The sequence below is a fragment of the Peterkaempfera bronchialis genome (assembly GCF_003258605.2).
Classification (GTDB): domain Bacteria; phylum Actinomycetota; class Actinomycetes; order Streptomycetales; family Streptomycetaceae; genus Peterkaempfera; species Peterkaempfera bronchialis.
The window spans coordinates 1,388,068-1,408,244 of record NZ_CP031264.1; the positions used below are offsets into that span (position 1 = coordinate 1,388,068).

Consider the following 20,177-nt stretch of genomic DNA (forward strand, 5'->3'; position numbering starts at 1 on the left):
CGGATCACAGGAACCGGTGACTCAGTTGTCGTTCTCCTCATCGATGAGGAAGCCGCGCATCGGCGTGGGAGCCTGCTGAAGCGGCTGCGGGGGCTGCGGACGGACCGCAGCCATCGGCTGGGTCATACCCGCCGGGGCCATCGGGGAGCCCTGACCGCCGCCGAAGCCCTGCTGGCCGTTGCCGCCGCCGAACGACTGCTGCCCGCCGAAGCTCGGCTGACCGTTGCCGCCGAAGGACGGCTGACCGCCGAAGGTCTGCCCGCCCATGCCCGAGGGGGCACCGGCCGGGGCCATCGACGCCGCCGGGGGCAGCGACGGGGTCGCCGGAGGCAGCGAGGCGGTGGCCGGGGTGCGCGGCGGGGCGAGCGAGTCGTCCGCCTGCGACTCCAACTGCCGCAGCTGGGTCTCCAGGTACGACTTCAGACGGGTGCGGTACTCACGCTCGAAGGCCCGCAGGTCCTCGACCTTGCGCTCCAGGGTGGCCCGGGCCGACTCCAGGGACCCCATGGCGACGCGGTGCTTCTCCTGGGCGTCCCGCTCCAGCGCGTCGGCCTTGGACCGGGCGTCGCGCTCCAGACCCTCGGCACGGCTGCGCGCCTCGCCGACGATCTTGTTGGCCTCGGAGCGGGCCTCGGCGATGGCCTGGTCGGCGGTCTGCTGGGCGAGCGCCAGCACGCGGGCCGCGCTGTCGCCGCCCGGGCCCTGCTGCTGCTGCGGCATGTGCGGACCGCCGCCCGGACCCATCTGGCCACCCATGGGGCCGCCCATCTGCTGACCCATGGGACCGCCCATCGGGCCACCCATGGGACCGCCCATCGGACCACCGGGGCCCATCGGGCCGCCGGGGCCGCCACCGGGGCCCATCTGGCCGGGCATCGGGCCGCCCATCTGCTGCGGACCGGGGCCGCCGGGGCCGGCCGGAAGCTGCGGCGGGCCGCCCATCTGCTGCTGGCCGCCCGGGGGCAGGCCGAGCTGCTGGGGGCCGCCCATCTGCTGCGGCATCTGCTGCTGGCCCGGCACGGGCGGTCCGGATATGGCAGCGGGCACGGGAGCGTTGGGGCGCTGCTGCTGCTGCTCCTGCTCCTTGCGCATGTTCTGCTGGTTCTGGGCGGCGGCGCGGGTCGCCGCGGCCAGCTTGGCGCGCAGGTCCTCGTTCTCGCGGAGCAGGCGGGTCAGCTCTGCTTCCACCTCGTCGAGGAAGGCATCGACCTCGTCCTCGTCATAGCCTTCGCGGAGGCGGACGGTCGTGAACTGCTTGTTCCGAACGTCCTCGGGGGTCAATGGCATCTCTTCACCTCAACGTGATCGTCGGCACACCGGCGTCCTGTCGCGCGCTTACCACGGCAGTCTCACCACGAGCGAGATCAGGACATACACAATGATCATCAGTACGAAGAAGGACAGGTCGAGCGCCACGCCCCCGAGACGTAGCGGCGGAATGAACCGCCGCAGAAGCTTGAGCGGCGGATCCGTGACAGTGTACGTGGCCTCCAGGACCACAACCATGGCCTTGCCGGGGTGCCACGAGCGGGCGAACTGGAACACCCAGTCCATCACCAGCCGGAAGAGCAGGATGACCAGGAAGACGGTCAGTGCGTAGTAGAGCACTGCCGACACGATGCCCATCGCGCTTCCCTCTCCCTGTCCCGTTCACTCACTGTCAGCGGATCCGTACCTGGTGTCGTGGCTGGGTCAGCTCTGGTTGAAGAACCCACCCTCGGCGATACGGGCCTTGTCCTCCGCCGTGACATCGACGTTAGCAGGAGACAGCAGGAACACCTTCTGCGTCACCCGCTCGATGCTGCCGTGCAGACCGAAGACGAGTCCAGCCGCGAAGTCTACGAGGCGCTTGGCGTCGGTGTCGTCCATCTCCGTCAGATTCATGATCACGGGGGTTCCGTCGCGGAAGTGTTCCCCGATGGTGCGGGCCTCGTTGTAGGTTCGAGGATGGAGTGTGGTGATGCGGTAGGGCTCTCGCTCGTTGACGACCTTGGGCATGATCACCGGGGCGCTCTTCTCCACGTGGCGGCGGTCGGGTGTGATGGAGGACACCGGAGCCATCCGCGCCGGCTCCTGCCGGATCGGTACCGCCTGTGCCGCCGGAGCGGCGTGCGCCGCGTGGGCGGCCGCATGGGCGGCCGCGGACTGGCGGGGCACTTCCTCGGTGCGTCCGGTGCGCAGCGGCTCGGGGTCCGCGTCATAGTCGTCGTCGGGGTCGTACCCCTGGCCGTCGTACGTCTCGTCCTCCACGAGGCCGAGGTAGACCGCCATCTTGCGCATAGCGCCGGCCATACTCCTGTCCTCCGCTCTGTGGTGGATCGGCCCGTCACCGGCCAGACCCCGTCACCGGCTGCACCGGCGGTCGGGACCGCGGTCCGCTCGGTGCCCGACTGCACGTCAGGCCCGGTGCGTGGCCGCGGACATACGATCCACGATTCGCCGCCGCGATGCGGAAGCGACTAAACTTTGTCCTATTTTGTCCTGTGGTCTGATCTACTAACCGGTGACGTTACCGGAGGGGTGGCCGCGCACCGAGCACCGCCGTTCCGACGCGCACATGTGTCGCACCGGCCGCGACGGCCTGTTCGAGGTCGCCGCTCATCCCCGCCGAGACCATCGTGGCAGCCGGATGGGCCGCTCGTACGGCGGTTGCGATTTCCGCCAGACGACCGAAAGCCGCCGCCGGATCGCCCGCGTAGCGCCCGACGAGCGGTGCGACCGTCATCACACCGGCGAACCGCAGCCCGGGCGCGTCGGCAAGGGCGTCGGCGAGGGCCGCGACCTCCTCCGGAGCCACCCCGGCCCGGCCGGCGGCCTGCGCCGCCGCCGCGTCCCCCGCCTCCTTCTCCAGCGCCACCTGCACCAGGCAGGCGAGTTCCGGACGTTCTGCCCTGACCACCGCCGTGGAGAGGGCGTCGACCAGCCTCGGCCGGTCGACGGAGTGGACAAAGTCCGCGTACCGGACCACCGAGCGCACCTTGTTGGTCTGCAACTGCCCGACGAAATGCCAGTTCAGCGGCAGGTCGGCGCACTCGGCGGCCTTGGGTGCGGCGTCCTGGTCGCGGTTCTCGGCCACCTCGGTGACGCCGAGTGAGGCGAGCAACCGGGTGTCCTCGGCGGGGTAGGTCTTGGTGACCACCACCAGGGTGACCTCATGGCGCGGCCGCCCGGCGGCGGCGCAGGCGTCGGCGATGCGCTGCTCCACCGCGGCGAGGTTGGCGCGCAGCTGCTCGCGGCGGGCCCGCCCCTGCTCGGTCAGGGCATCGGGAAAGGACGGGCCGTTCGGAAACGGGCCGTCATGGTGATTCGTCATCTTCTATCGCTGTCCCCGGCCGAACCAGACATAGCCCGCGAGGCGCCCGGTGCGCTGCTCGCGGCGGTAGGAGAAGTGGTCTGCGGACTCCCGGGTGCAGACCGGTGACCGGCGGCGGTCGGTGACACCGGCCTCGGCGAGCTGGGCGTCCACTCCGCCCGGCACATCCACGGCGGGGGTGCCCCAGCCGGTGGTGGCGTACGCGGCCGGAACCGCCTCGGCGACTTCGGCCCGCAGCGCGGCGGGTACTTCATAGCAGTGGCCGCAGACGGTGGGGCCGGTGACGGCGGTGATCCGCTCGGGCCGGGCGCCGAGGCGCACCATCGCCTCGACCGCTGCGGGGACCACCCCGGCGGCGAGGCCGGGCCGCCCGGCGTGGGCGGCGGCGGCGACCCCGGCGACGGGGTCGGCGAGCAGTACGGGGGCGCAGTCGGCGGTGAGTACCGCCAGGGCCAGCCCGGGGCGGGTGGTGACCAGCGCGTCCACCTGCGGTGCCGTGCCGTCGGCCTGGCGGCCGGTCACCTCGGCGACCTCGCGGCCGTGCACCTGGTTCATCCAGACCACGTCCGCCGGGTCGAGGCCCAGCGCCTCGGCGGCGAGCGCCCGGTTGCCGCGTACGGCGGCCGGGTCGTCGCCGACCGCTCCGCCGAGGTTGAGCTCTCCGTACGGAGCGGAGCTCACCCCGCCCCACCGGTCGGTGAAGGCGAAGTGAGCCCCGTCGCGGTCGATCCGCTGCCCGATCATGCGCTGCTCCTCGGGCCGGCGGCTATCGGGCAGATCACTTGAGGAAGTCCGGGACGTCCAGCTCCTCGGCCGGCGTCTCCACATAGGGGCGCTGGATCGGGGGGATCTGCGGCGGCACCGGCGAGGTGGCCGGCGCGGGGATGTGCTCGGTACGGCTGGCGGGCAGCTCGTCGGCGGCCGGGGCGACCGCGCCCAGGGAGCCGTAGGAGGTGCGCGGGGGCGCCGGGCGGTCGCGGTCGCGGTCCTGCGGGGTGGACTTGACCACCGGCTCGCGGACGATCGCAGGCGGCTGGCCGCCGTCGAAGCCGGCCGCGATCACGGTGACCCGCACCTCGTCGCCGAGGGCGTCGTCGATGACCGCGCCGAAGATGATGTTGGCCTCGGGGTGGGCGGCCTCGCTGACCAGCTGGGCGGCCTCGTTGATCTCGAAGAGGCCGAGGTCCGAGCCGCCGGAGATGGAGAGCAGCACGCCGCGTGCGCCGTCGATGGACGCCTCCAGCAGCGGCGAGGAGATGGCCATCTCGGCCGCCGCCTTGGCGCGGTCCTCGCCACGCGCGGAACCGATCCCCATCAGCGCCGAACCGGCGTCCGACATCACGGACTTGACGTCGGCGAAGTCCAGGTTGATCAGGCCGGGGGTGGTGATCAGATCGGTGATGCCCTGGACACCGGAGAGCAGCACCTGGTCCGCGGAGCGGAAGGCATCCAGCACGCTGACCTGGCGGTCCGAGATGGACAGCAGCCGGTCGTTGGGGATCACGATGAGGGTGTCCACCTCTTCACGCAGCTGCGCGATGCCGTCCTCGGCCTGGTTGGCGCGGCGGCGGCCCTCGAAGGTGAAGGGACGGGTGACCACGCCGATGGTGAGCGCGCCCAGCGAGCGGGCGATGTTGGCGACCACGGGAGCGCCGCCGGTTCCGGTGCCGCCGCCCTCGCCGGCGGTGACGAAGACCATGTCGGCCCCCTTGAGGACCTCCTCGATCTCCTCGCGGTGGTCCTCGGCGGCCTTGCGGCCGACCTCGGGGTTGGCGCCGGCGCCGAGGCCCCGGGTGAGTTCACGGCCCACATCGAGCTTGACGTCGGCGTCGCTCATCAGGAGGGCCTGCGCATCGGTGTTGATCGCGATGAACTCGACGCCCTTGAGACCGACCTCGATCATCCGGTTGATGGCGTTGACGCCACCGCCGCCGATACCGACGACCTTGATGACTGCGAGGTAGTTCTGCGGTGCTGCCACGTCGAAGGCCTCTCGCCTCGAAATACCGGGTCGGACGGCTGCGTGGTGACTGCCGTACGACGGATGTCGATGGGTGGGGTGCCCGTTTCCGCGACACATGTCCCGGAATGCCGACCGCCGACCCGAACCCTAACCTTGAGGTTTAGGGTTACTGCTGTGCCAGTGTCTGTTACAACGTCCTGGTGACACAGGACACTAGGTCGATGCGCGGCTGCGTTCAACGAACACGCCGAGCCTCCTGCTTTTCTTTTGAGCCTATGTGATCATCCCTGGCCTCACACAGCCGGGGTGGACCACCAAGAGTCGGGCCGCGCGGGCCCGGCGTCAACAGATGAAGCGACGTCAACCGGCCGTCGCCGGCGCCTCCGGAGCGCTGACGTCATAGGTCCGGGCCTGCCGGGTGAGCAGCGCGGTGAGTACCCTCGCCTTGCGCGTGCCCCGCTCGCTGCTGCCCCAGAGCACCAAGCGTCCACCGTCCAGCCGCAGTTGGATGTCGTCGTAGGAGTGCACCTCGACGGTCGAGACCTTCTTGGCCACCAGGGCCGGCAGATCCCGGGCGACCTGCACCACCGCCGCCACCAGCTCCTTCTGCGGGAAGGCGGCGATGGCGTCCCGGGCCGCCGGGTCGGGCTTCAGCTCCACCACCGGCACTCCGGGCGGCGGCGCCGGCTCGGTGGCGAACCGCACGCCCCCGGCGTCGACCTGGGTGTAGCGGCCGCCGGACTCCTTCACCGCAGCCACCGGCCGGCGCTCGGTCACCTTGATCCGCAGGGTGTGCGGCCAGCCCCGCCAGACCTCCACCCGGTCGACCCGGCTGAGCACCGAGGTCACCCGGCGCCGTACCGCGTCGGTGTCCACCCGGGCCAGCGGCCCGCCCGGGTGCACCCCGGCGGCCTCGGCGACCTGATCGGCGGTCAGCTTCTCGGTGCCGGTGACCGCGACCGTGCGGACGGCCAGCACCGACGAGAAGAAGACCAGCCAGACGCAGCCGCCCACCAGCAGCGCGCCGAGCAAGCCCACCACCAGCAGACCGCGCCGGGAGAGCCGGAGGCGGGGCGGCGGCCCATCGGCCGCCGCCCGCTCCGTCCGCTGCTGCGGGTGGCTCGCCTCAACCACGGTGCGGGCCGTGCCCCCGGGCCGCGCCGATCGCCTCGTACACCATGCCGACCAGCAGGTCGTCGGCGTCCCGGCGGCCGAACTCGGCTGCCGCGCGGCTCATGTCCCAGAGCCGCTGCGGGTCGGTGAGCACCGGGAGGACATGGCTCAGCACCCACTCCGGGGACAGCTCGGCGTCGTCGACCAGCAGGCCGCCGCCGGCCTTGACCACCGGCTGGGCGTTGAGCCGCTGCTCGCCGTTGCCGATCGGCAGCGGGACGAAGGCGGCGGGCAGGCCCACCGCGGCCAGCTCGGCCACGGTCATCGCACCGGCCCGGCAGAGCATCATGTCGGCGGCGGCGTAGGCGAGATCCATCCGGTCCAGGTAGGAGACCACCCGGTACGGCGGCATCCCGGGGATGTCGTCGACGTGCGGCAGCTCGTTCTTGGGCCCGACGGCGTGCAGGATCTGCACCCCGTACTGCTGGAGCCGGGGGGCGATGGCCTGCACGGTCTCATTGAGCCGGCGGGCGCCCTGGGAGCCGCCGGTGACCAGCAGGGTGGGCAGCCGCTGGTCGAGGCCGAAGTAGTGGCGGGCCTCGGGGCGGGTGGCGTGCCGGTCCAGGGTGGCGATGGTGCGGCGCAGCGGGATGCCCACATAGCGGGCGCCGCGCAGCTTGCTGTCCGGGGTGGAGACCGCGACGAAGTCGGTGTAGCGGGAGCCGACCTTGTTGGCCAGGCCGGGGCGGGCGTTGGCCTCGTGGACCACGATGGGGACGCCCGCGCGCTTGGCCGCCAGATAGGCCGGCATGGCGACGTACCCGCCGAAGCCGACCACGGCGTCGGCCTTGGTGCGCTCGATGATGTCCTGGGTGGCCTTGACCGTGGCGCGCAGCCGGCCCGGGACGGTGATCAGCTCCGGGGTGGGTTTGCGTGGCAGCGGTACCGCCGGGATCAGCTCCAGGTGGTAGCCGCGCTCGGGGACCAGCCTGGTCTCCAGGCCCCGCTCCGTGCCCAGCGCCGTGATACCGACCGTCGGGTCGTGCCGGCGGAGTGCGTCGGCGAGGGCGAGCGCGGGCTCGATGTGACCGGCGGTCCCCCCGCCGGCGAGTACGACATGCACCGAAATTCACCGCTCCCTGCGCGGCTGCTGCTTGGCGGGCCGCGCTGTGGTTCGTCGTGGCAGCACCCGGTCCAGGGTCGCCCTGATCCGGGAGGTGGAGCCCCGCGCGGCCAGGGCCGCCCTGGCCCCCGGCTCGCTCCGTGCGAAGCACAGCAGCATGCCGATGGCGAACAGGGTCGGCAGCAGTGCGGACCCTCCGTAGGAGAACAGCGGGAGCGGGACTCCTGCGATGGGCAGCAGTCCCAGCACCGCACCGATGTTGATCACGGCCTGCGCCATGATCCAGGTGGTGGCACCTCCCGCCGCGTACCTGACGAAGGGGTCCTTCGTGCGTCCGGCCACGCGGATACCCGCATACCCTAGTGCCGCGAAGAGGGCGAGCACCGACAGCGTCCCTGCCAGACCCAGTTCCTCGCCGGTGACGGCGAAGATGAAGTCGGTGTGGGACTCCGGCAGTTGCCCCCATTTCTCGACCCCGGCACCCAGTCCGGAGCCGAAGAGGCCGCCCGAGGCCAGCGCGTAGAGGCCGTGCACCGCCTGCCAGCAGGGCTGGTCAGGGCCGGTTTGGGTGACGCCGACGCAGTTGATCCGGTCCAGCCGGTGCGGGACCAGGACGATCAGCGTCGCCGCCATCACCACGGCGATCCCGGCGGCTCCGGCGAAGAGCCGGAGCGGCGCCCCGGCCATCCAGAGCAGGCCGAAGAGGAGCGCGACCAGGATCATCGCGGTGCCCATGTCGCCACCGACCATGATCAGCATCACCAGGAAGACCGCGCCGGGCACCAGCGGCACCAGCAGGTGCTTCCACTGGTCCAGCATCCGGGTCTTCTGCTTGCGGGCCAGCAGGTCGGCGCCCCAGAGCACCAGCGCCAGCTTGCCGAACTCCGAGGGCTGGAGCTGGAAGAGGCCGAAGCTGATCCAGTTGCGGTTGCCGTTGATCTCGACGCCGATCCCGGGGATGGCGACCAGCGCCATCAGGAAGATCGAGCCCAGCAGCAGCGGATAGGCCAGGGCGCGGTGGACGGCGATCGGCAGCCGCGCCGCGACCAGCATCAGCCCGCAGCCGATGACCGCCGCCACCAGTTGCTTGCCGAAGAAGAAGAGCACCGGCAGGCCGTTGCGCAGCGCGGTGATCTGGGAGGCGGAGAAGACCATCACCAGGCCCAGCACCAGGATCAGCAGGCTGGAGCCGAGGATCAGGTAGTAGGCGGTGAGCGGCCGGTCCAGGGCACGCCGCAGCCGGGCGGTGAAGGCCCGCAGGGCCGCCGCCCGGCCGGCCGCCCGGAAGGTGGTGGTCGCCGAGACGAGCGGGAAGCGGGCGGCGGGGCGCTCGGCGGGCGGGGCGGCGGTCCGGCCGCGTACCTGTCCTGGCACCGCTCGCCCCTTCCCGGTCGTTCTCCTCAGCGTGGTTCCAGGCCGCGTACGGCGGCGGCGAAGAGGTCGCCGCGCTCGCCGTAGTTGGTGAACATGTCCATCGATGCGCAGGCCGGGGCGAGCAGCACGGTGTCGCCGGGCAAGGCGAGGCCGGCGGCCACCCGTACGATCGCGGCCATCGCGTCGGCGCCAGTCTGGCCCTCGGCCGCCTCGATCACCGGCACATCCGGCGCGTGTCGCGCGAGTGCGTCGCGGATCACCGCGCGGTCGGCGCCGATCAGCACCACCGCGCGCAGCCGGGCGGCGGCGGTCGCCGCCAACTCGTCGAAGGAGGCGCCCTTGGCGAGGCCGCCGGCGATCCAGACCACCGGCCGGTAGGCGGCGAGCGAGGCGGCGGCGGCGTGGGTGTTGGTGGCCTTGGAGTCGTCGATGTAGGTCACCCCGTCCACCACGGCGACCTGCGCGATGCGGTGGGCGTCGGGGCGGAAGGCCCGCAGTCCGTCCCGGACGGCGCGCGGCTCCACGCCGTAGGCGCGGGCCAGGGCGGCGGCGGCCAGGGCGTCGGCGATGTTGTGCGGGGCGGGCGGCTGGACGTCCTCCACGGAGGCCAGCTCGGCGGCGGTGCTCCGGCGGTCGGCCACAAAGGCGCGGTCGACCAGCAGGCCGTCCACGACGCCGAGTTCGGAGAGGCCGGGGGCGCCGAGGGTGAAGCCGACGGCGCGGCACCCCTCCTCGACGTCGGCGGCGCGGACCAGGTCCTCGGTGGCGCTGTCGGCGGCGTTGTAGACGCAGGCGACCCGGTTGCCCTGGTAGATGCGGCCCTTGTCGGCGGCGTACGCCTCCATGGAGCCGTGCCAGTCGAGGTGGTCCGGCGCCAGGTTGAGCACCACGGCGGAGTGCGGGCGCAGCGAGGGCGCCCAGTGCAGCTGGTAGCTGGAGAGCTCCACGGCGAGGACGTCATAGGGGTCCTCGGCCAGTACCGCGTCGAGCACGGAGACGCCGACGTTGCCGACGGCGGCGGTGCGGCGGCCCGCGGCGGTGAGGATGGAGGCGAGCATCTGCACCGTGGTGGTCTTGCCGTTGGTGCCGGTGACGGCCAGCCAGGGGGCGGGTTCGCCGGTGGCGGGGTGCGGGCGGCGCAGCCGCCAGGCCAGCTCGACATCGCCCCAGACGGGCACACCGGCCGCGTCGGCGGCGGCGAAGAGCGGGCTGGAGGGCGGCCAGCCCGGGGAGGTGACGATCAGCGCGGTGCCGTCGGGAAGGGTCTCCCCGTCGCCGAGGCGGACGGCGATGCCGTCCGCCTCCAGGCCGGCGGCGCGGTCGCGCAGCGCGGGGCCGTCGCCGCCGTCGACGACGGTGACGGCGGCGCCGAGGCCGTGCAGCGCCCGGGCGGCGCTGATGCCGGAGACGCCCAGGCCGGAGACGGTGACGGGGAGGCCCTTGAAGTCGGGGCCGGCGGGGGTTTCAGGGCCCTCGGGGCGGCTTTCGGGGGTGGACGTCATCCGGTCACCCAGCCCGCGTAGAAGAGGCCGAGGCCGACGGCCACGCAGAGGCCCTGGATGATCCAGAAGCGGACCACGATCAGGACCTCGCTCCACCCCTTGAGTTCGAAGTGGTGCTGGAGCGGTGCCATCTTGAAGACCCGCTTGCCGGTCATCCGGAAGGAGCTGACCTGGATGATCACCGACAGGGTGATCAGCACGAAGAGGCCGCCGAGCAGGGCGAGCAGCATCTCGGTGCGGGAGCAGATGGCGAGGCCGGCCAGCGCGCCGCCGAGCGCCAGGGAGCCGGTGTCGCCCATGAAGATCTTGGCGGGTGAGGTGTTCCACCACAGGAAGCCGAAGCAGGAGCCCATCAGCGCGGAGGCCACCACGGCGAGGTCGAGCGGGTCGCGTACGTCGTAGCAGTTGGCGGTGGCGGTGAGGGTGAAGGCGCAGTTCTGGCCGTGCTGCCAGACGCCGATGAAGACATAGGCACCGAAGACCATCACCGAGGCGCCGGTGGCCAGGCCGTCGAGGCCGTCGGTGAGGTTCACGCCGTTCGACATCGCGGCGATCATGAAATACGCCCAGATGACGAACAGCACGGGCCCTATCGACCAGCCGAAGTCCTGCACGAACGACAGCTTGGTGGAGGCCGGGGTGAGCCCCCGGCTGTCCTGGAACTGGAGCGCCAGCACCGCGAAGGCGAGGCCCACGGCCGACTGGCCGACCAGCTTGGCCTTGGCCCGCAGCCCGAGCGAGCGCTGCTTGACGACCTTGATGTAGTCGTCCAGGAAGCCGACCAGGCCCAGTCCGGCCATCAGGAAGAGCACCAGCAGCCCGGAGGCGGTGGGCTTCTCCATGGTGATGGCCTTGGTGGCCGCGTACGCGATCAGCGTCGCCAGGATGAAGGCGATGCCGCCCATGGTGGGCGTGCCGCGCTTGCTGTGGTGCGCGGCCGGGCCGTCGTCCCGGATCATCTGGCCGTAGCCGTGCCGCGCCAGCAGCCGGATCAGCAGCGGGGTCCCGATGAGCGTGAGGACCAGGCCGATCACTCCGGCAAAGAGGATCTGCCTCACCGGGCCACTCCGTTCACCCCGTCGGCGCCACCGGCCAGGAGGGCCTCGGCGACCCGCTCCAGACCGGCCGCCCGGGACGCCTTCACCAGCACCACGTCCCCCGGCCGTACCTGATCGAGCAGCAGATCGATCGCTGCGTCAGCGTCGGACACCAGCACCGACTCCTCACCCCACGAACCCTCGTTCTTGGCACCCATGTCGAGCCACGCCGCCTCCCGACCGCCGACCGCCACCACCTTGGTGATGTTCAGTCGGACGGCCAGGCGCCCGATGGCATCGTGCTCTGCGAGGGAGTCCTCGCCGAGCTCCCGCATCTCGCCGAGCACCGCCCAGGTGCGGCGGCGCTGCTGATCGGTGCCGGCCATCGAAGCGAGCGTCCGCAACGCGGCCCGCACCGAGTCGGGGTTCGCGTTGTAGGCGTCGTTGACGACGGTGACACCGTCGGCCCGTTCGACGACCTCCATGCGCCAGCGGGAGAGCGCATCCGCCTCGCCCAGGGCGGCGGCGGTGTCGTCGGCGGACATCCCGAACTCCGCCGCCACCGCTGCGGCGGCGAGGGCGTTCGAGACGTGGTGCTCACCGTACAGGCGAAGCGTCACCGGGGCGGAACCGGCTGGGGTGATCAGTGTGAAGGACGGTCGACCGGTGGCGTCCAGACGCACGTTCTCGGCTCTGATGTGGGCCTCCGCAGCCTCGCCGAAGAACACCACCCGGGCCCGGGTGCGGGCGGCCATGGCGCGGACCAGGGGGTCGTCGGCGTTGAGCACGGCCACGCCGTCGGCCGGCAGCGCCTCCACCAGCTCGCCCTTGGCCTCGGCGATGGCCGCCTTGCCGCCGAACTCCCCGACGTGGGCGGTGCCGACGTTGAGGACCACGCCGACCCGGGGCGGGGTGAGGCCGGTGAGGTAGGCGATGTGGCCCCTGCCTCGGGCGCCCATCTCCAGCACCAGGTGGCGGGTCTCCGGCTCGGCGCGCAGCGCGGTGAGCGGCAGCCCGATCTCATTGTTGAAGTTGCCGCTCGGGCAGACCGTCGGGCCGATCCGCCGCAGCAGTTGGCCGATCAGGTCCTTGGTGGAGGTCTTCCCGGAGGAGCCGGTCAGGCCCACCACCGCGGTGCTGGTCCGGAGCCGGTCGACCACCGCGCGGGCCAGCAGGCCCAGCGCCACGACCACGTCGTCCACCACCACGGCCGGGACGCCCACCGGGCGGGCGGCCAGCACGGCGGCTGCGCCGTCGGCGACCGCCTTGGCGGCGAAGTCGTGGCCGTCCGCGTTCTCACCCGCGACGGCGGCGAACAGCCCGCCCGGCTGCACCTCTCGGGAGTCCACGACCACCGGGCCGGTGATCCGGACCTGCGGGTCGGGGGCGTCGTGCAGCGTCCCCCCGACGGCCGTGGCGACCTCGGCGAGGGTCAGTGCGATCACTGGGGATTACTCCTTGGAGTCTGCCGCGCCGGCGCCCGCGGGTCGGGGCTCCTGTGCTGCGGCCTCTGCATCGATGGTCGGACACCGCCGCGACTCCGCCGCGTCCCGGCCGCCGTCCCCGAAGCGGCTGCGGAGGATCGCCTCGCGCAGCTCCTCCCGGTCGTCGAAGGGCCGGACCTCGTCGCGGACGTACTGGCCGAGCTCATGGCCCTTGCCCGCGACCAGGACGGAGTCGCCCGCGTGCGCGCGGTCGACGGCGGCGGCGATGGCCTCGGCCCGGTACGGGACGACCAGCACGGTGCCGCGCTCCGCCTCGGGGACCTCCACCGCGCCGCCGAGCATGGCGGCGAGGATGGCGAGCGGGTCCTCGGAGCGGGGGTTGTCGCTGGTGAGTACGGCGGTGTCGGCGAGCCGGGCGGCGATGGCGCCCATCGGCCCGCGCTTGTGCGGGTCCCGGTCGCCGCCGCAGCCGACCACCACGTGCAGGCGGCCCTTGGTGACCTGGCGCAGCGACTCCAGGACGGCTCTGAGCGCGTCCGGCTTGTGCGCGTAGTCGACCACCGCCAGATAGGGCTGGCCGGCGTCCACCCGCTCCATCCGGCCGGGCACGCCGGGTACCTCGGCGAGGCCCGCCACCGCGTCCGCCAGCGGCAGTCCGGCGGTGGCCAGGGCGGCGATGGCGGCGAGCGCGTTGGCGACGTTGAACGGGCCGGGCAGCGGCACCGAGGCGTCAGCGGCGGCGCCGTCCGGGCCGACCACGCGGAAGGTGGAGTCGGCCGGGCCCAGGTGGACGGCCTCGGCACGCCAGTCGGCGGCCGGGTCGCCGGTGGCGGAGAAGGTGACCACCGGGATGCCCGCCTCGGCGGCGAGCCGGCGCCCGTACGGGTCGTCCAGGTTGACCACGCCCCGGCGGGCGCGGCGCTCGGTGAAGAGCTGCGCCTTGGCCTGGAAGTAGTCCTCCATGTCGGGGTGGAAGTCCAGGTGCTCGGGCGAGAGGTTGAGGAAGACCGCGACGTCGTAGACGACGCCGTCGACCCGGCCGAACGCCAGCGCGTGGCTGGAGACCTCCATGGCGACCGCGTCGGCGCCCTGCTCGCGCATCACCGCGAGGATGGCGTGCAGGTCGGTGGCCTCCGGGGTGGTGTGGCGGCTCTTGATGCGCTCGGCGCCGACCCGCATCTCCACGGTGCCGATCACCCCGGGGGTGCGGCCGGCGCCGCGCAGGCCGCCTTCGAGCAGGTACGAGGTGGTGGTCTTGCCGCTGGTGCCGGTGACGCCGACGGTCAGCAGCCGCTCGGCGGGGTGGCCGTAGACGGCGGCGGCCAGCGCGCCCATCCGGGCCCGGACGTCGTCGACCACCAGCAGCGGGACGCCGCAGTCGGCCGCCAGCTCGGCGCCGGCCGGGTCGGTGAGCACCGCCACCGCGCCGCTCGCCACCGCCTGGGCGGCGAAGGCGGCGCCATGGTGGTTGGCGCCGCCGAAGGCCACATAGAGGTCTCCGGGCCGGACCGCGCGCGAGTCATGGGTGATGCCGGTGACCTCGGCCCCTGCGGTGGGCGGCGCGGCGCCCGCCGCCTCGGGGCCCAGCGCCTCGGCGACCTCGGCGAGCGGGGTCGGGCGGACTGCGGCGGGGCGTGGCGGGCCGGAGTGGTTCGGGGGCTGATCAGGTTTCGGCACGGCAGGCAGGGTATCCGGAGCGGCAGCGCCGGGGCCAAGCGAGAGGTCGGGGGCGCACCCCTCGGACTCACGGGGTGTGATCGACGTCACGGCGGCTCTCCTGTCGCTGCTCATGGGGAGGGACTCCACTCGACGGGCAGGTTGGGCGGCGCGGAGCCGCTGGGCGGCACCTGGAGGGTCTTCAGGGCGAATTCCATCACCTGTTTGAAGACCGGTCCGCACAGCTGCCCGCCGAAGTGGCCGTTCACCGGGTCCTGGATGGTGCAGGAGACGGTGAGGCGGGGCTTGTCGGCGGGGGCGAAGCCGATGAAGGAGGCGGTGTAGCCGGAGTAGCGGCCGGTCTTGGGGTCCACCCGGTTGGCGGTGCCGGTCTTGCCGGCCACCCGGTAGCCGGGGATCCGCGCCGCGTTGCCGGTGCCCTGCTCGTCGGAGACCACCGACTCCAGCATCTGCGCCAGGGTCTTCGCGGTCTGCTCGCTGACCACCCGGGTCTGCTCGGGGGCCGGGGCCGGGGAGAAGCGCCCGTCCGGCCCGGTGGTGCCCTGGACCAGGGTGGGTTCGACCCGTACGCCGCCGTTGGCGATGGTGGAGTAGACCGAGGTGGCCTGGAGGGCGTTGAGCGAGAGGCCCTGGCCGAACGGGATGGTGAACTGCTGGGAGCCCTTCCAGTCGGCGCTCTTGGCGAGGATGCCCTGGGTCTCGCCGGGGAAGCCGAGGCCGGTGGGCACGCCGATGCCGAACTTCTGCAGATAGCCGTGGAGCACCCGGTTGGACTCCTGCTGGGTCCTGCCCAGGTGCTCGGCGGCCTCGATGGTGCCGATGTTGGAGGACTTGGCCAGCACGCCGTTGAGGGTGAGGTACCAGGTGGGGTGGTCGATGTCGTCGTGGAAGAGGCGGTCGGCCCGGTGCAGGGTGTTGGGGACGGTGACATGGGTGTCCCAGGCGGCGGTGCCGGTGTCCAGTACGGCGGCCATGGTCATCAGCTTGGCGGTGGAGCCGGGCTCGTAGGCGTCCTGGAGGGCGGGGTTGCCGAGGGCGCTGGGGGCGGCCTTGGAGAGGTCGTTGGCGTCGAAGCCGGGTGAGGTGGCCATGGCCAGCACCTGACCGGTCCGCACGTCCTGGACGATGACATAGCCCTTCTCCGCACCGGCCGCCTGGACCTGGTCGGTGATGGCGCGCTGGGCCGCCCACTGGATGTCGCGGTCCAGGGTGAGCCGCAGGTCGCTGCCGGGGACGGCGGCGCGCTCATGGAAGCCCGCGGTGGGCACCAGCCGGCCGCCGGACTGGGCGTAGGTGATCCGGCCGTCGCGGCCCGCCAGCCCCGCCTGGTACTGCTGCTCCAGCCCTCCGGCGCCCAGGCCCTCGGCGTTGACGAAGCCGACCACATTGGAGGCCAGGCCGCCGGCCGGGTAGACGCGCTTGCTGGTCTCCCGGTGGAAGACCCCGGCCAGCACATTGGCGCAGCCCGCGTCGACGGCGGTCCGGCCGCCCTGGTCGGCGGGCTTGCCCACCTTCGCGGCCTGCGCCCGGCAGGTGGCGGTGCCGGCCTGGCGGGCGAAGGCCGCCTGGAGCTCCTTGACCTGGGTCCAGGTCTGCGGGGTCCGGCGGCCGGCCAGCAGGGCGTAGCGCCGGTCCGGGGCGCTGAGGGCGGCGACCAGCTTCGCCCGGTCCACGCCGAGGACGGGCGCCAGCAGCGCGGCGGCCTGCTGCGGGGCGTCGGGCACCTTGGTCTGCTCGGGGGTGAACATCGTCGGGTCGGCGGTGATGTCGTAGGCGTCGACCGTGGTGGCCAGGATCGTGCCGGAGGCGTCCGTTATGGCACCGCGGTCGGCCGGCAGCACATCGTCGACGAAGCGGTTGACGGCGGCGTCGGCGGCAAGCGCCGAGGCGTCCACCAGTTGCAGCTGGACCAGCCGCCCCATGAAGAGGGAGAGGACGGCGGCCAGCGTGACGGTGACCACCCGCAGCCGGCGGCGCGGGTCGCCGAGGCGGAGGGCGCCGGTCGGGCGCGGCGCCGGGCGTCCGGCCCGGCCGGCGGCGGCGGTGCGGGGGCGGGGCGGTCGGGGTGCCGGGCGTCCGGCGGCGGCGGGTCGGGCCGTGGAGGCGGGCCGGTCGGCGGCGGGGCGCCCGGTGGAGCCGGGGCGGCGGGGTGGCTGCCGGGGAGTGGTCACCGGGCACCGCCCCCCGTGGCGGGCGCGGCGGGGACGATCTGGATCGCGCCGTCGGCGGTGGCGGGGACGTGCGCCGGCGGCTGCGGGCTGGGCTGCGGCAGCGCCCCCGGGGCGGCGGAGGAGCCGGGCGCCGACGGCGCCGCCGAGACCTGCTCGGGCGTGCCGCGCACCGTGCCGTCGTCCTGGAGGAACGCCGGGCTGCCTCCGGGCACCATGCCCATCCGCCGGGCCCGCCGCTCCAGCGCGTCGGGGGCGGCCCACCGGTCGATCTGCTGCTCCAGGCTCTGCTGCTCATCGGTCAGCCGGGTGGTCTCCCGCTGCAACCGGGACAGTTCGAAGGAGCCCTGGTTGACGGCGGTGTTGAGCATCAGCAGGCCGATCAGTCCGGCCGCGAGCAGGATCACCACCAGCACCGCGAAGGGGGTGCGGCCGGGCGCCTGGCGGCGGCCGGCGGAGATCCTGCGGACGGCCGGGCGCGGACGCCCGCCGACCCGGCCCGGCGGCCGCCGGGCCCCTGCCGTCCCCGCTGCGGGCACGCTCAACTCCTCGCTCCTTCCCTCCCCGGCCGGCGCCCGGGGCACCGGCCCCGGGGCGTCAGGGCCTGGCAGCCTTGCGCTCCCTGATCCTCTCCGCCGCGCGCAGCCTGGCAGGGGCGGCACGCCGGTTCTCCTCGATCTCGGCTTCGGTCGGAAGTTCGGCGCCCCGGGTGAGCAGCTTCAGCCAGGGCTGGTACTCCTCCGGGACCACCGGCAGGCCGGGCGGGGCCGTGCTGGTGGCGCCGGCCGCGAACCACTGCTTGACCATGCGGTCCTCCAGCGAGTGGTACGACAGCACGGCGATGCGGCCGCCGACCGCCAGCGCGTCCAGCGCGCCGGGGACGGCCCGCTCCAGCACCGCCAGCTCGCCGTTGACCTCGATCCGCAGCGCCTGGAAGGTGCGCTTGGCCGGGTTGCCGCCGGTGCGCCGGGTGGCCGCCGGGATGGCGTTCCGCACCAGCTCCACAAGACGCGCGCTGGTGGTGAACGGTTCCCGCTCCCGCTCCCGGACGATCACGGTGGCGATCTTCTTGGCGAACCGCTCCTCCCCGTACACCTTGAGGATGCGGGCCAGCGCGCCGTGGTCGTAGGTGTTGAGCACCTCGGCGGCGCTCAGGCCCCGGGTCTGGTCCATCCGCATGTCCAGCGGGGCGTCCTGGGCGTATGCGAAGCCCCGGTCGGCCTCGTCCAGCTGCATCGAGGAGACCCCGAGGTCGAAGAGGACGCCCTGGACCCGGGGGATGCCGAGCCGCTCCAGGACGGCCGGGATCTCGTCGTAGACGGCGTGCACCAGGGTGGCGCGCTCCCCGTACGGGGCGAGGCGCCGCCCGGCGAGCTCCAGCGCCGCCGGGTCGCGGTCCACCGCGACCAGCCGGGCGTCGGGGAAGGCACGCAGCAGCGCCTCGCTGTGGCCGCCGAGGCCGAGGGTGGCATCCACCACGACGGCGCCGGGCGCGGTCAGGGCGGGGGCGAGGACGTCCAGGCAGCGCTGGAGCATCACCGGGACATGGGTGGGCCCTGATCCGGTCACCGGGACTCCCCGCTCGCCTCCGGGCGCGGCCGCCCTGCGCCGGTGTACCCGCCGGCGCGCGAGGGGGGCCGGCCTCCCCCTGCGGTGGTGCGGGCGGGGGCGATGGTGCTCATGCCGGTGGGGCCCTTCTGGTCATGCCGTCGCCCCGGGCGGGACGCCGTGCCGTCCCCATGGTGGGGGACGGCCTCCCACCCGGGTCGCGCGGGGTGTGGACGCACCGCCTGGTCCCCGCCCGCTCACTGGGGAAGTGACCCGTCTGGCACCGGGGAAGGTGCGCCAGCGGATGCGGAGCGGGAGGAGGCCGGGCGAGGCGTCCGGCGGGTGGGGGCGGGGGTCGGTCGGCGTCGCCGGCCGGTGTCGTGGGACCCGGTGGTCCGCTACCGGCCTGACGGCGTGTCGACGACCCGTGGCACTCCGCCGTCACTCTACTCCACGGCCCGCCCCGGTCAATCGCCCGCGACGGCGCACCACCCGTACTGCCCATAGCGAAAGCCCAGCTCAGCGCCGAGGTACGGGCGGCGGAGGAGAGCTGCGCGGACGCCCGGAGAGCACTCCCACGGGGGGTGCGCCGGTACCCGTGGGCTGCGTCACACCCCCTGCCGTGCGGTACGGCCTTCCCCTACCGTCGCAGAAATGACAGCGATCCCCACCCGGCCGCAGCCGCCCACGCCCGGCGACGCCCCCACGATCATCGACCGGTTCGTGGCCGCCAACCACGGCTATGCCGCCGACTACCGCGACGGCGGGATGGACGCCCGGCCGGTGCAGCGGGTCGCCGTGGTGGCCTGCATGGACGCCCGGCTGGACGTCCATGCGGCGCTGGGCCTCGCGCTGGGCGACGCCCATGTGATCCGCAACGCCGGCGGGGTGGTCACCGACGATGTCATCCGGTCGCTCACCATCAGCCAGCGGGCCCTGGGCACCCGGTCCGTCGCGCTGATCCACCACACCGGGTGCGGGCTGCTGGACCTCACCGAGGACTTCCGCCGCGAGCTGGAAGCCGAGGTCGGCCAGCGCCCCCAGTGGGCGGTGGAGGCCTTCGCCGATCTGGACAGCGACGTCCGGCAGTCCATGGCCCGGGTGCGGACCTGCCCGTTCCTGCCGTATGTCGACGACGTCCGGGGCTTTGTCTTCGACGTCCGCACCGGGCTGCTCCGCGAGATCGCCTGACGCCCTGCCGGGGCGGCGCCGCGCCACTCCAGGCGGCCGTAAAGCGTCCCCTCCTCGGGTGACGGGAGGCGCTGCTGCGGGTTGGCCCGGCCCGCCACGGGAGATCCGCTGCCGATGAGACCGTCGTCCCAGGTAGCGAATGAGGTCACCCATGCGGATGCAGCGCAGCACCGTCCACCGTCCGAGAGCGGTCGCCGCCATCGCCGCCTGCCTGCTGGTGCTGGCCGCCCCCACCGCCGCCCAGGCGCGCGGCCGCCATGGGCACGGCGCCGGTGCGGCCGTCCGGGTGCTGCGCCTGGTCAACGAGGAGCGGGAGCTGGCCGGGTGCGATCCGCTGACCCTGAACCGGCGGCTGAGCGCCTCGGCCCGGCGGCACAGCGGGGACATGGCCTTCCGCCGCTTTATGTCGCACTGGGGCTCCGACGGGTCGGCCCCGGTGGACCGGATCAGGAGGAGCGGCTACCGCCCGGCCGCCTGGGGTGAGAACGTCGCCTACGGCTACCGCACCCCCGAAGAGGTGATGGACGCCTGGATGACCAGCCCCAGCCACCGCCGCAACATCCTGGACTGCGACTACGAGGAGATGGGCCTCGGACTGGCCGAGCCTGGCGACTACTGGACGCAGGACTTCGGCACCGCCCGCTAGGCGGTCTCGCCGGTCCCCTCGGCCCCCTCGGCCCCCCGGTCTGCCAAGCCGGGGCAAACCGCGCGTGTCGCCCGGCC

18 protein-coding genes are annotated in these 20,177 nt (G+C 73.3%); 2 read left to right on the forward strand and 16 right to left on the reverse strand.

Annotation, left to right across the window (positions count from 1 at the left end):
• Positions 1-21: 21 nt before the first annotated feature.
• The 16 genes from C7M71_RS06060 to rsmH all read right to left on the reverse strand — a co-directional run bounded on the left by C7M71_RS06060 (position 22) and on the right by rsmH (position 18,284).
• Positions 22-1,287, reverse strand: coding sequence for a DivIVA domain-containing protein (locus C7M71_RS06060; RefSeq protein ID WP_111490761.1), 1,266 nt, complete (start codon positions 1,285-1,287; stop codon positions 22-24).
• A 48-nt stretch (positions 1,288-1,335) separates the two neighbouring features.
• Positions 1,336-1,626: a YggT family protein gene (locus tag C7M71_RS06065; RefSeq protein ID WP_111490760.1), complete on the reverse strand. Its 291-nt coding sequence runs from the start codon at positions 1,624-1,626 to the stop codon at positions 1,336-1,338.
• 66 nt (positions 1,627-1,692) lie between these two features.
• Positions 1,693-2,292 carry a cell division protein SepF gene (locus C7M71_RS06070; RefSeq protein ID WP_111490759.1) on the reverse strand — a complete coding sequence of 200 codons (600 nt, stop codon included), beginning with the start codon at positions 2,290-2,292 and terminating at the stop codon, positions 1,693-1,695.
• A gap of 217 nt (positions 2,293-2,509) precedes the next feature.
• Positions 2,510-3,313 (reverse strand): YggS family pyridoxal phosphate-dependent enzyme, encoded by an 804-nt coding sequence (locus C7M71_RS06075; protein WP_111490758.1) that lies wholly within the window; start codon positions 3,311-3,313, stop codon positions 2,510-2,512.
• A gap of 3 nt (positions 3,314-3,316) precedes the next feature.
• Positions 3,317-4,057 carry a peptidoglycan editing factor PgeF gene (pgeF, locus tag C7M71_RS06080; RefSeq protein WP_111490757.1) on the reverse strand — a complete coding sequence of 247 codons (741 nt, stop codon included), beginning with the start codon at positions 4,055-4,057 and terminating at the stop codon, positions 3,317-3,319.
• Between the two features lie 34 nt (positions 4,058-4,091).
• Positions 4,092-5,294 carry a cell division protein FtsZ gene (gene ftsZ, locus C7M71_RS06085; protein ID WP_111490756.1) on the reverse strand — a complete coding sequence of 401 codons (1,203 nt, stop codon included), beginning with the start codon at positions 5,292-5,294 and terminating at the stop codon, positions 4,092-4,094.
• A gap of 342 nt (positions 5,295-5,636) precedes the next feature.
• On the reverse strand, positions 5,637-6,410 hold the full coding sequence (locus tag C7M71_RS06090) for a cell division protein FtsQ/DivIB (RefSeq protein ID WP_111490755.1): 774 nt from the start codon (positions 6,408-6,410) through the stop codon (positions 5,637-5,639).
• On the reverse strand, positions 6,403-7,512 hold the full coding sequence (murG, locus tag C7M71_RS06095; protein WP_111490754.1) for an undecaprenyldiphospho-muramoylpentapeptide beta-N-acetylglucosaminyltransferase: 1,110 nt from the start codon (positions 7,510-7,512) through the stop codon (positions 6,403-6,405). The genes C7M71_RS06090 and murG overlap by 8 nt, the downstream gene beginning before the upstream one ends.
• 6 nt (positions 7,513-7,518) lie before the next feature.
• Positions 7,519-8,886, reverse strand: coding sequence for a putative lipid II flippase FtsW (ftsW, locus tag C7M71_RS06100; protein WP_111490753.1), 1,368 nt, complete (start codon positions 8,884-8,886; stop codon positions 7,519-7,521).
• A gap of 26 nt (positions 8,887-8,912) precedes the next feature.
• Positions 8,913-10,388, reverse strand: a complete 1,476-nt coding sequence (gene murD, locus C7M71_RS06105; RefSeq protein ID WP_111490752.1) for a UDP-N-acetylmuramoyl-L-alanine--D-glutamate ligase — start codon at positions 10,386-10,388, stop codon at positions 8,913-8,915.
• Complete coding sequence (gene mraY / locus C7M71_RS06110) at positions 10,385-11,446, reverse strand: phospho-N-acetylmuramoyl-pentapeptide-transferase (protein ID WP_111490751.1); 1,062 nt, start codon at positions 11,444-11,446, stop codon at positions 10,385-10,387. The genes murD and mraY overlap by 4 nt, the downstream gene beginning before the upstream one ends.
• Positions 11,443-12,870 (reverse strand): UDP-N-acetylmuramoyl-tripeptide--D-alanyl-D-alanine ligase, encoded by a 1,428-nt coding sequence (locus tag C7M71_RS06115; protein WP_111490750.1) that lies wholly within the window; start codon positions 12,868-12,870, stop codon positions 11,443-11,445. The genes mraY and C7M71_RS06115 overlap by 4 nt, the downstream gene beginning before the upstream one ends.
• A 6-nt stretch (positions 12,871-12,876) precedes the next feature.
• The gene (locus C7M71_RS06120) at positions 12,877-14,637 is read right to left on the reverse strand and encodes a UDP-N-acetylmuramoyl-L-alanyl-D-glutamate--2,6-diaminopimelate ligase (RefSeq protein WP_229758564.1); all 1,761 of its coding nucleotides are present in this window, start codon (positions 14,635-14,637) and stop codon (positions 12,877-12,879) included.
• 20 nt (positions 14,638-14,657) lie between these two features.
• Positions 14,658-16,718, reverse strand: coding sequence for a peptidoglycan D,D-transpeptidase FtsI family protein (locus C7M71_RS06125; protein ID WP_162824150.1), 2,061 nt, complete (start codon positions 16,716-16,718; stop codon positions 14,658-14,660).
• Positions 16,715-17,254, reverse strand: coding sequence for an FtsB family cell division protein (locus C7M71_RS06130; RefSeq protein WP_229759063.1), 540 nt, complete (start codon positions 17,252-17,254; stop codon positions 16,715-16,717). The genes C7M71_RS06125 and C7M71_RS06130 overlap by 4 nt, the downstream gene beginning before the upstream one ends.
• Positions 17,255-17,312: 58 nt before the next feature.
• On the reverse strand, positions 17,313-18,284 hold the full coding sequence (gene rsmH / locus C7M71_RS06135; RefSeq protein WP_265737643.1) for a 16S rRNA (cytosine(1402)-N(4))-methyltransferase RsmH: 972 nt from the start codon (positions 18,282-18,284) through the stop codon (positions 17,313-17,315).
• 633 nt (positions 18,285-18,917) lie between these two features.
• Here rsmH and C7M71_RS06140 point away from each other — a divergent pair.
• Together C7M71_RS06140 and C7M71_RS06145 are read left to right on the forward strand one after the other, a co-directional pair.
• Positions 18,918-19,454 (forward strand): beta-class carbonic anhydrase, encoded by a 537-nt coding sequence (locus tag C7M71_RS06140; protein WP_111493807.1) that lies wholly within the window; start codon positions 18,918-18,920, stop codon positions 19,452-19,454.
• A gap of 151 nt (positions 19,455-19,605) precedes the next feature.
• Complete coding sequence (locus tag C7M71_RS06145; protein ID WP_229758565.1) at positions 19,606-20,100, forward strand: CAP domain-containing protein; 495 nt, start codon at positions 19,606-19,608, stop codon at positions 20,098-20,100.
• Positions 20,101-20,177: the final 77 nt, after the last annotated feature.

Bases quoted from the DNA above. Each gene is read 5' to 3' on its own strand.
- C7M71_RS06060 (WP_111490761.1), bottom strand. From the start codon at position 1,287: ATGCCATTGACCCCCGAGGACGTTCGGAACAAGCAGTTCACGACCGTC.
- C7M71_RS06065 (WP_111490760.1), bottom strand. From the start codon at position 1,626: ATGGGCATCGTGTCGGCAGTGCTCTACTACGCACTGACCGTCTTCCTG.
- C7M71_RS06070 (WP_111490759.1), bottom strand. From the start codon at position 2,292: ATGGCCGGCGCTATGCGCAAGATGGCGGTCTACCTCGGCCTCGTGGAG.
- C7M71_RS06140 (WP_111493807.1), top strand. From the start codon at position 18,918: ATGACAGCGATCCCCACCCGGCCGCAGCCGCCCACGCCCGGCGACGCC.
- C7M71_RS06075 (WP_111490758.1), bottom strand. From the start codon at position 3,313: ATGACGAATCACCATGACGGCCCGTTTCCGAACGGCCCGTCCTTTCCC.
- C7M71_RS06145 (WP_229758565.1), top strand. From the start codon at position 19,606: ATGCGGATGCAGCGCAGCACCGTCCACCGTCCGAGAGCGGTCGCCGCC.
- pgeF (WP_111490757.1), bottom strand. From the start codon at position 4,057: ATGATCGGGCAGCGGATCGACCGCGACGGGGCTCACTTCGCCTTCACC.
- murD (WP_111490752.1), bottom strand. From the start codon at position 10,388: ATGACGTCCACCCCCGAAAGCCGCCCCGAGGGCCCTGAAACCCCCGCC.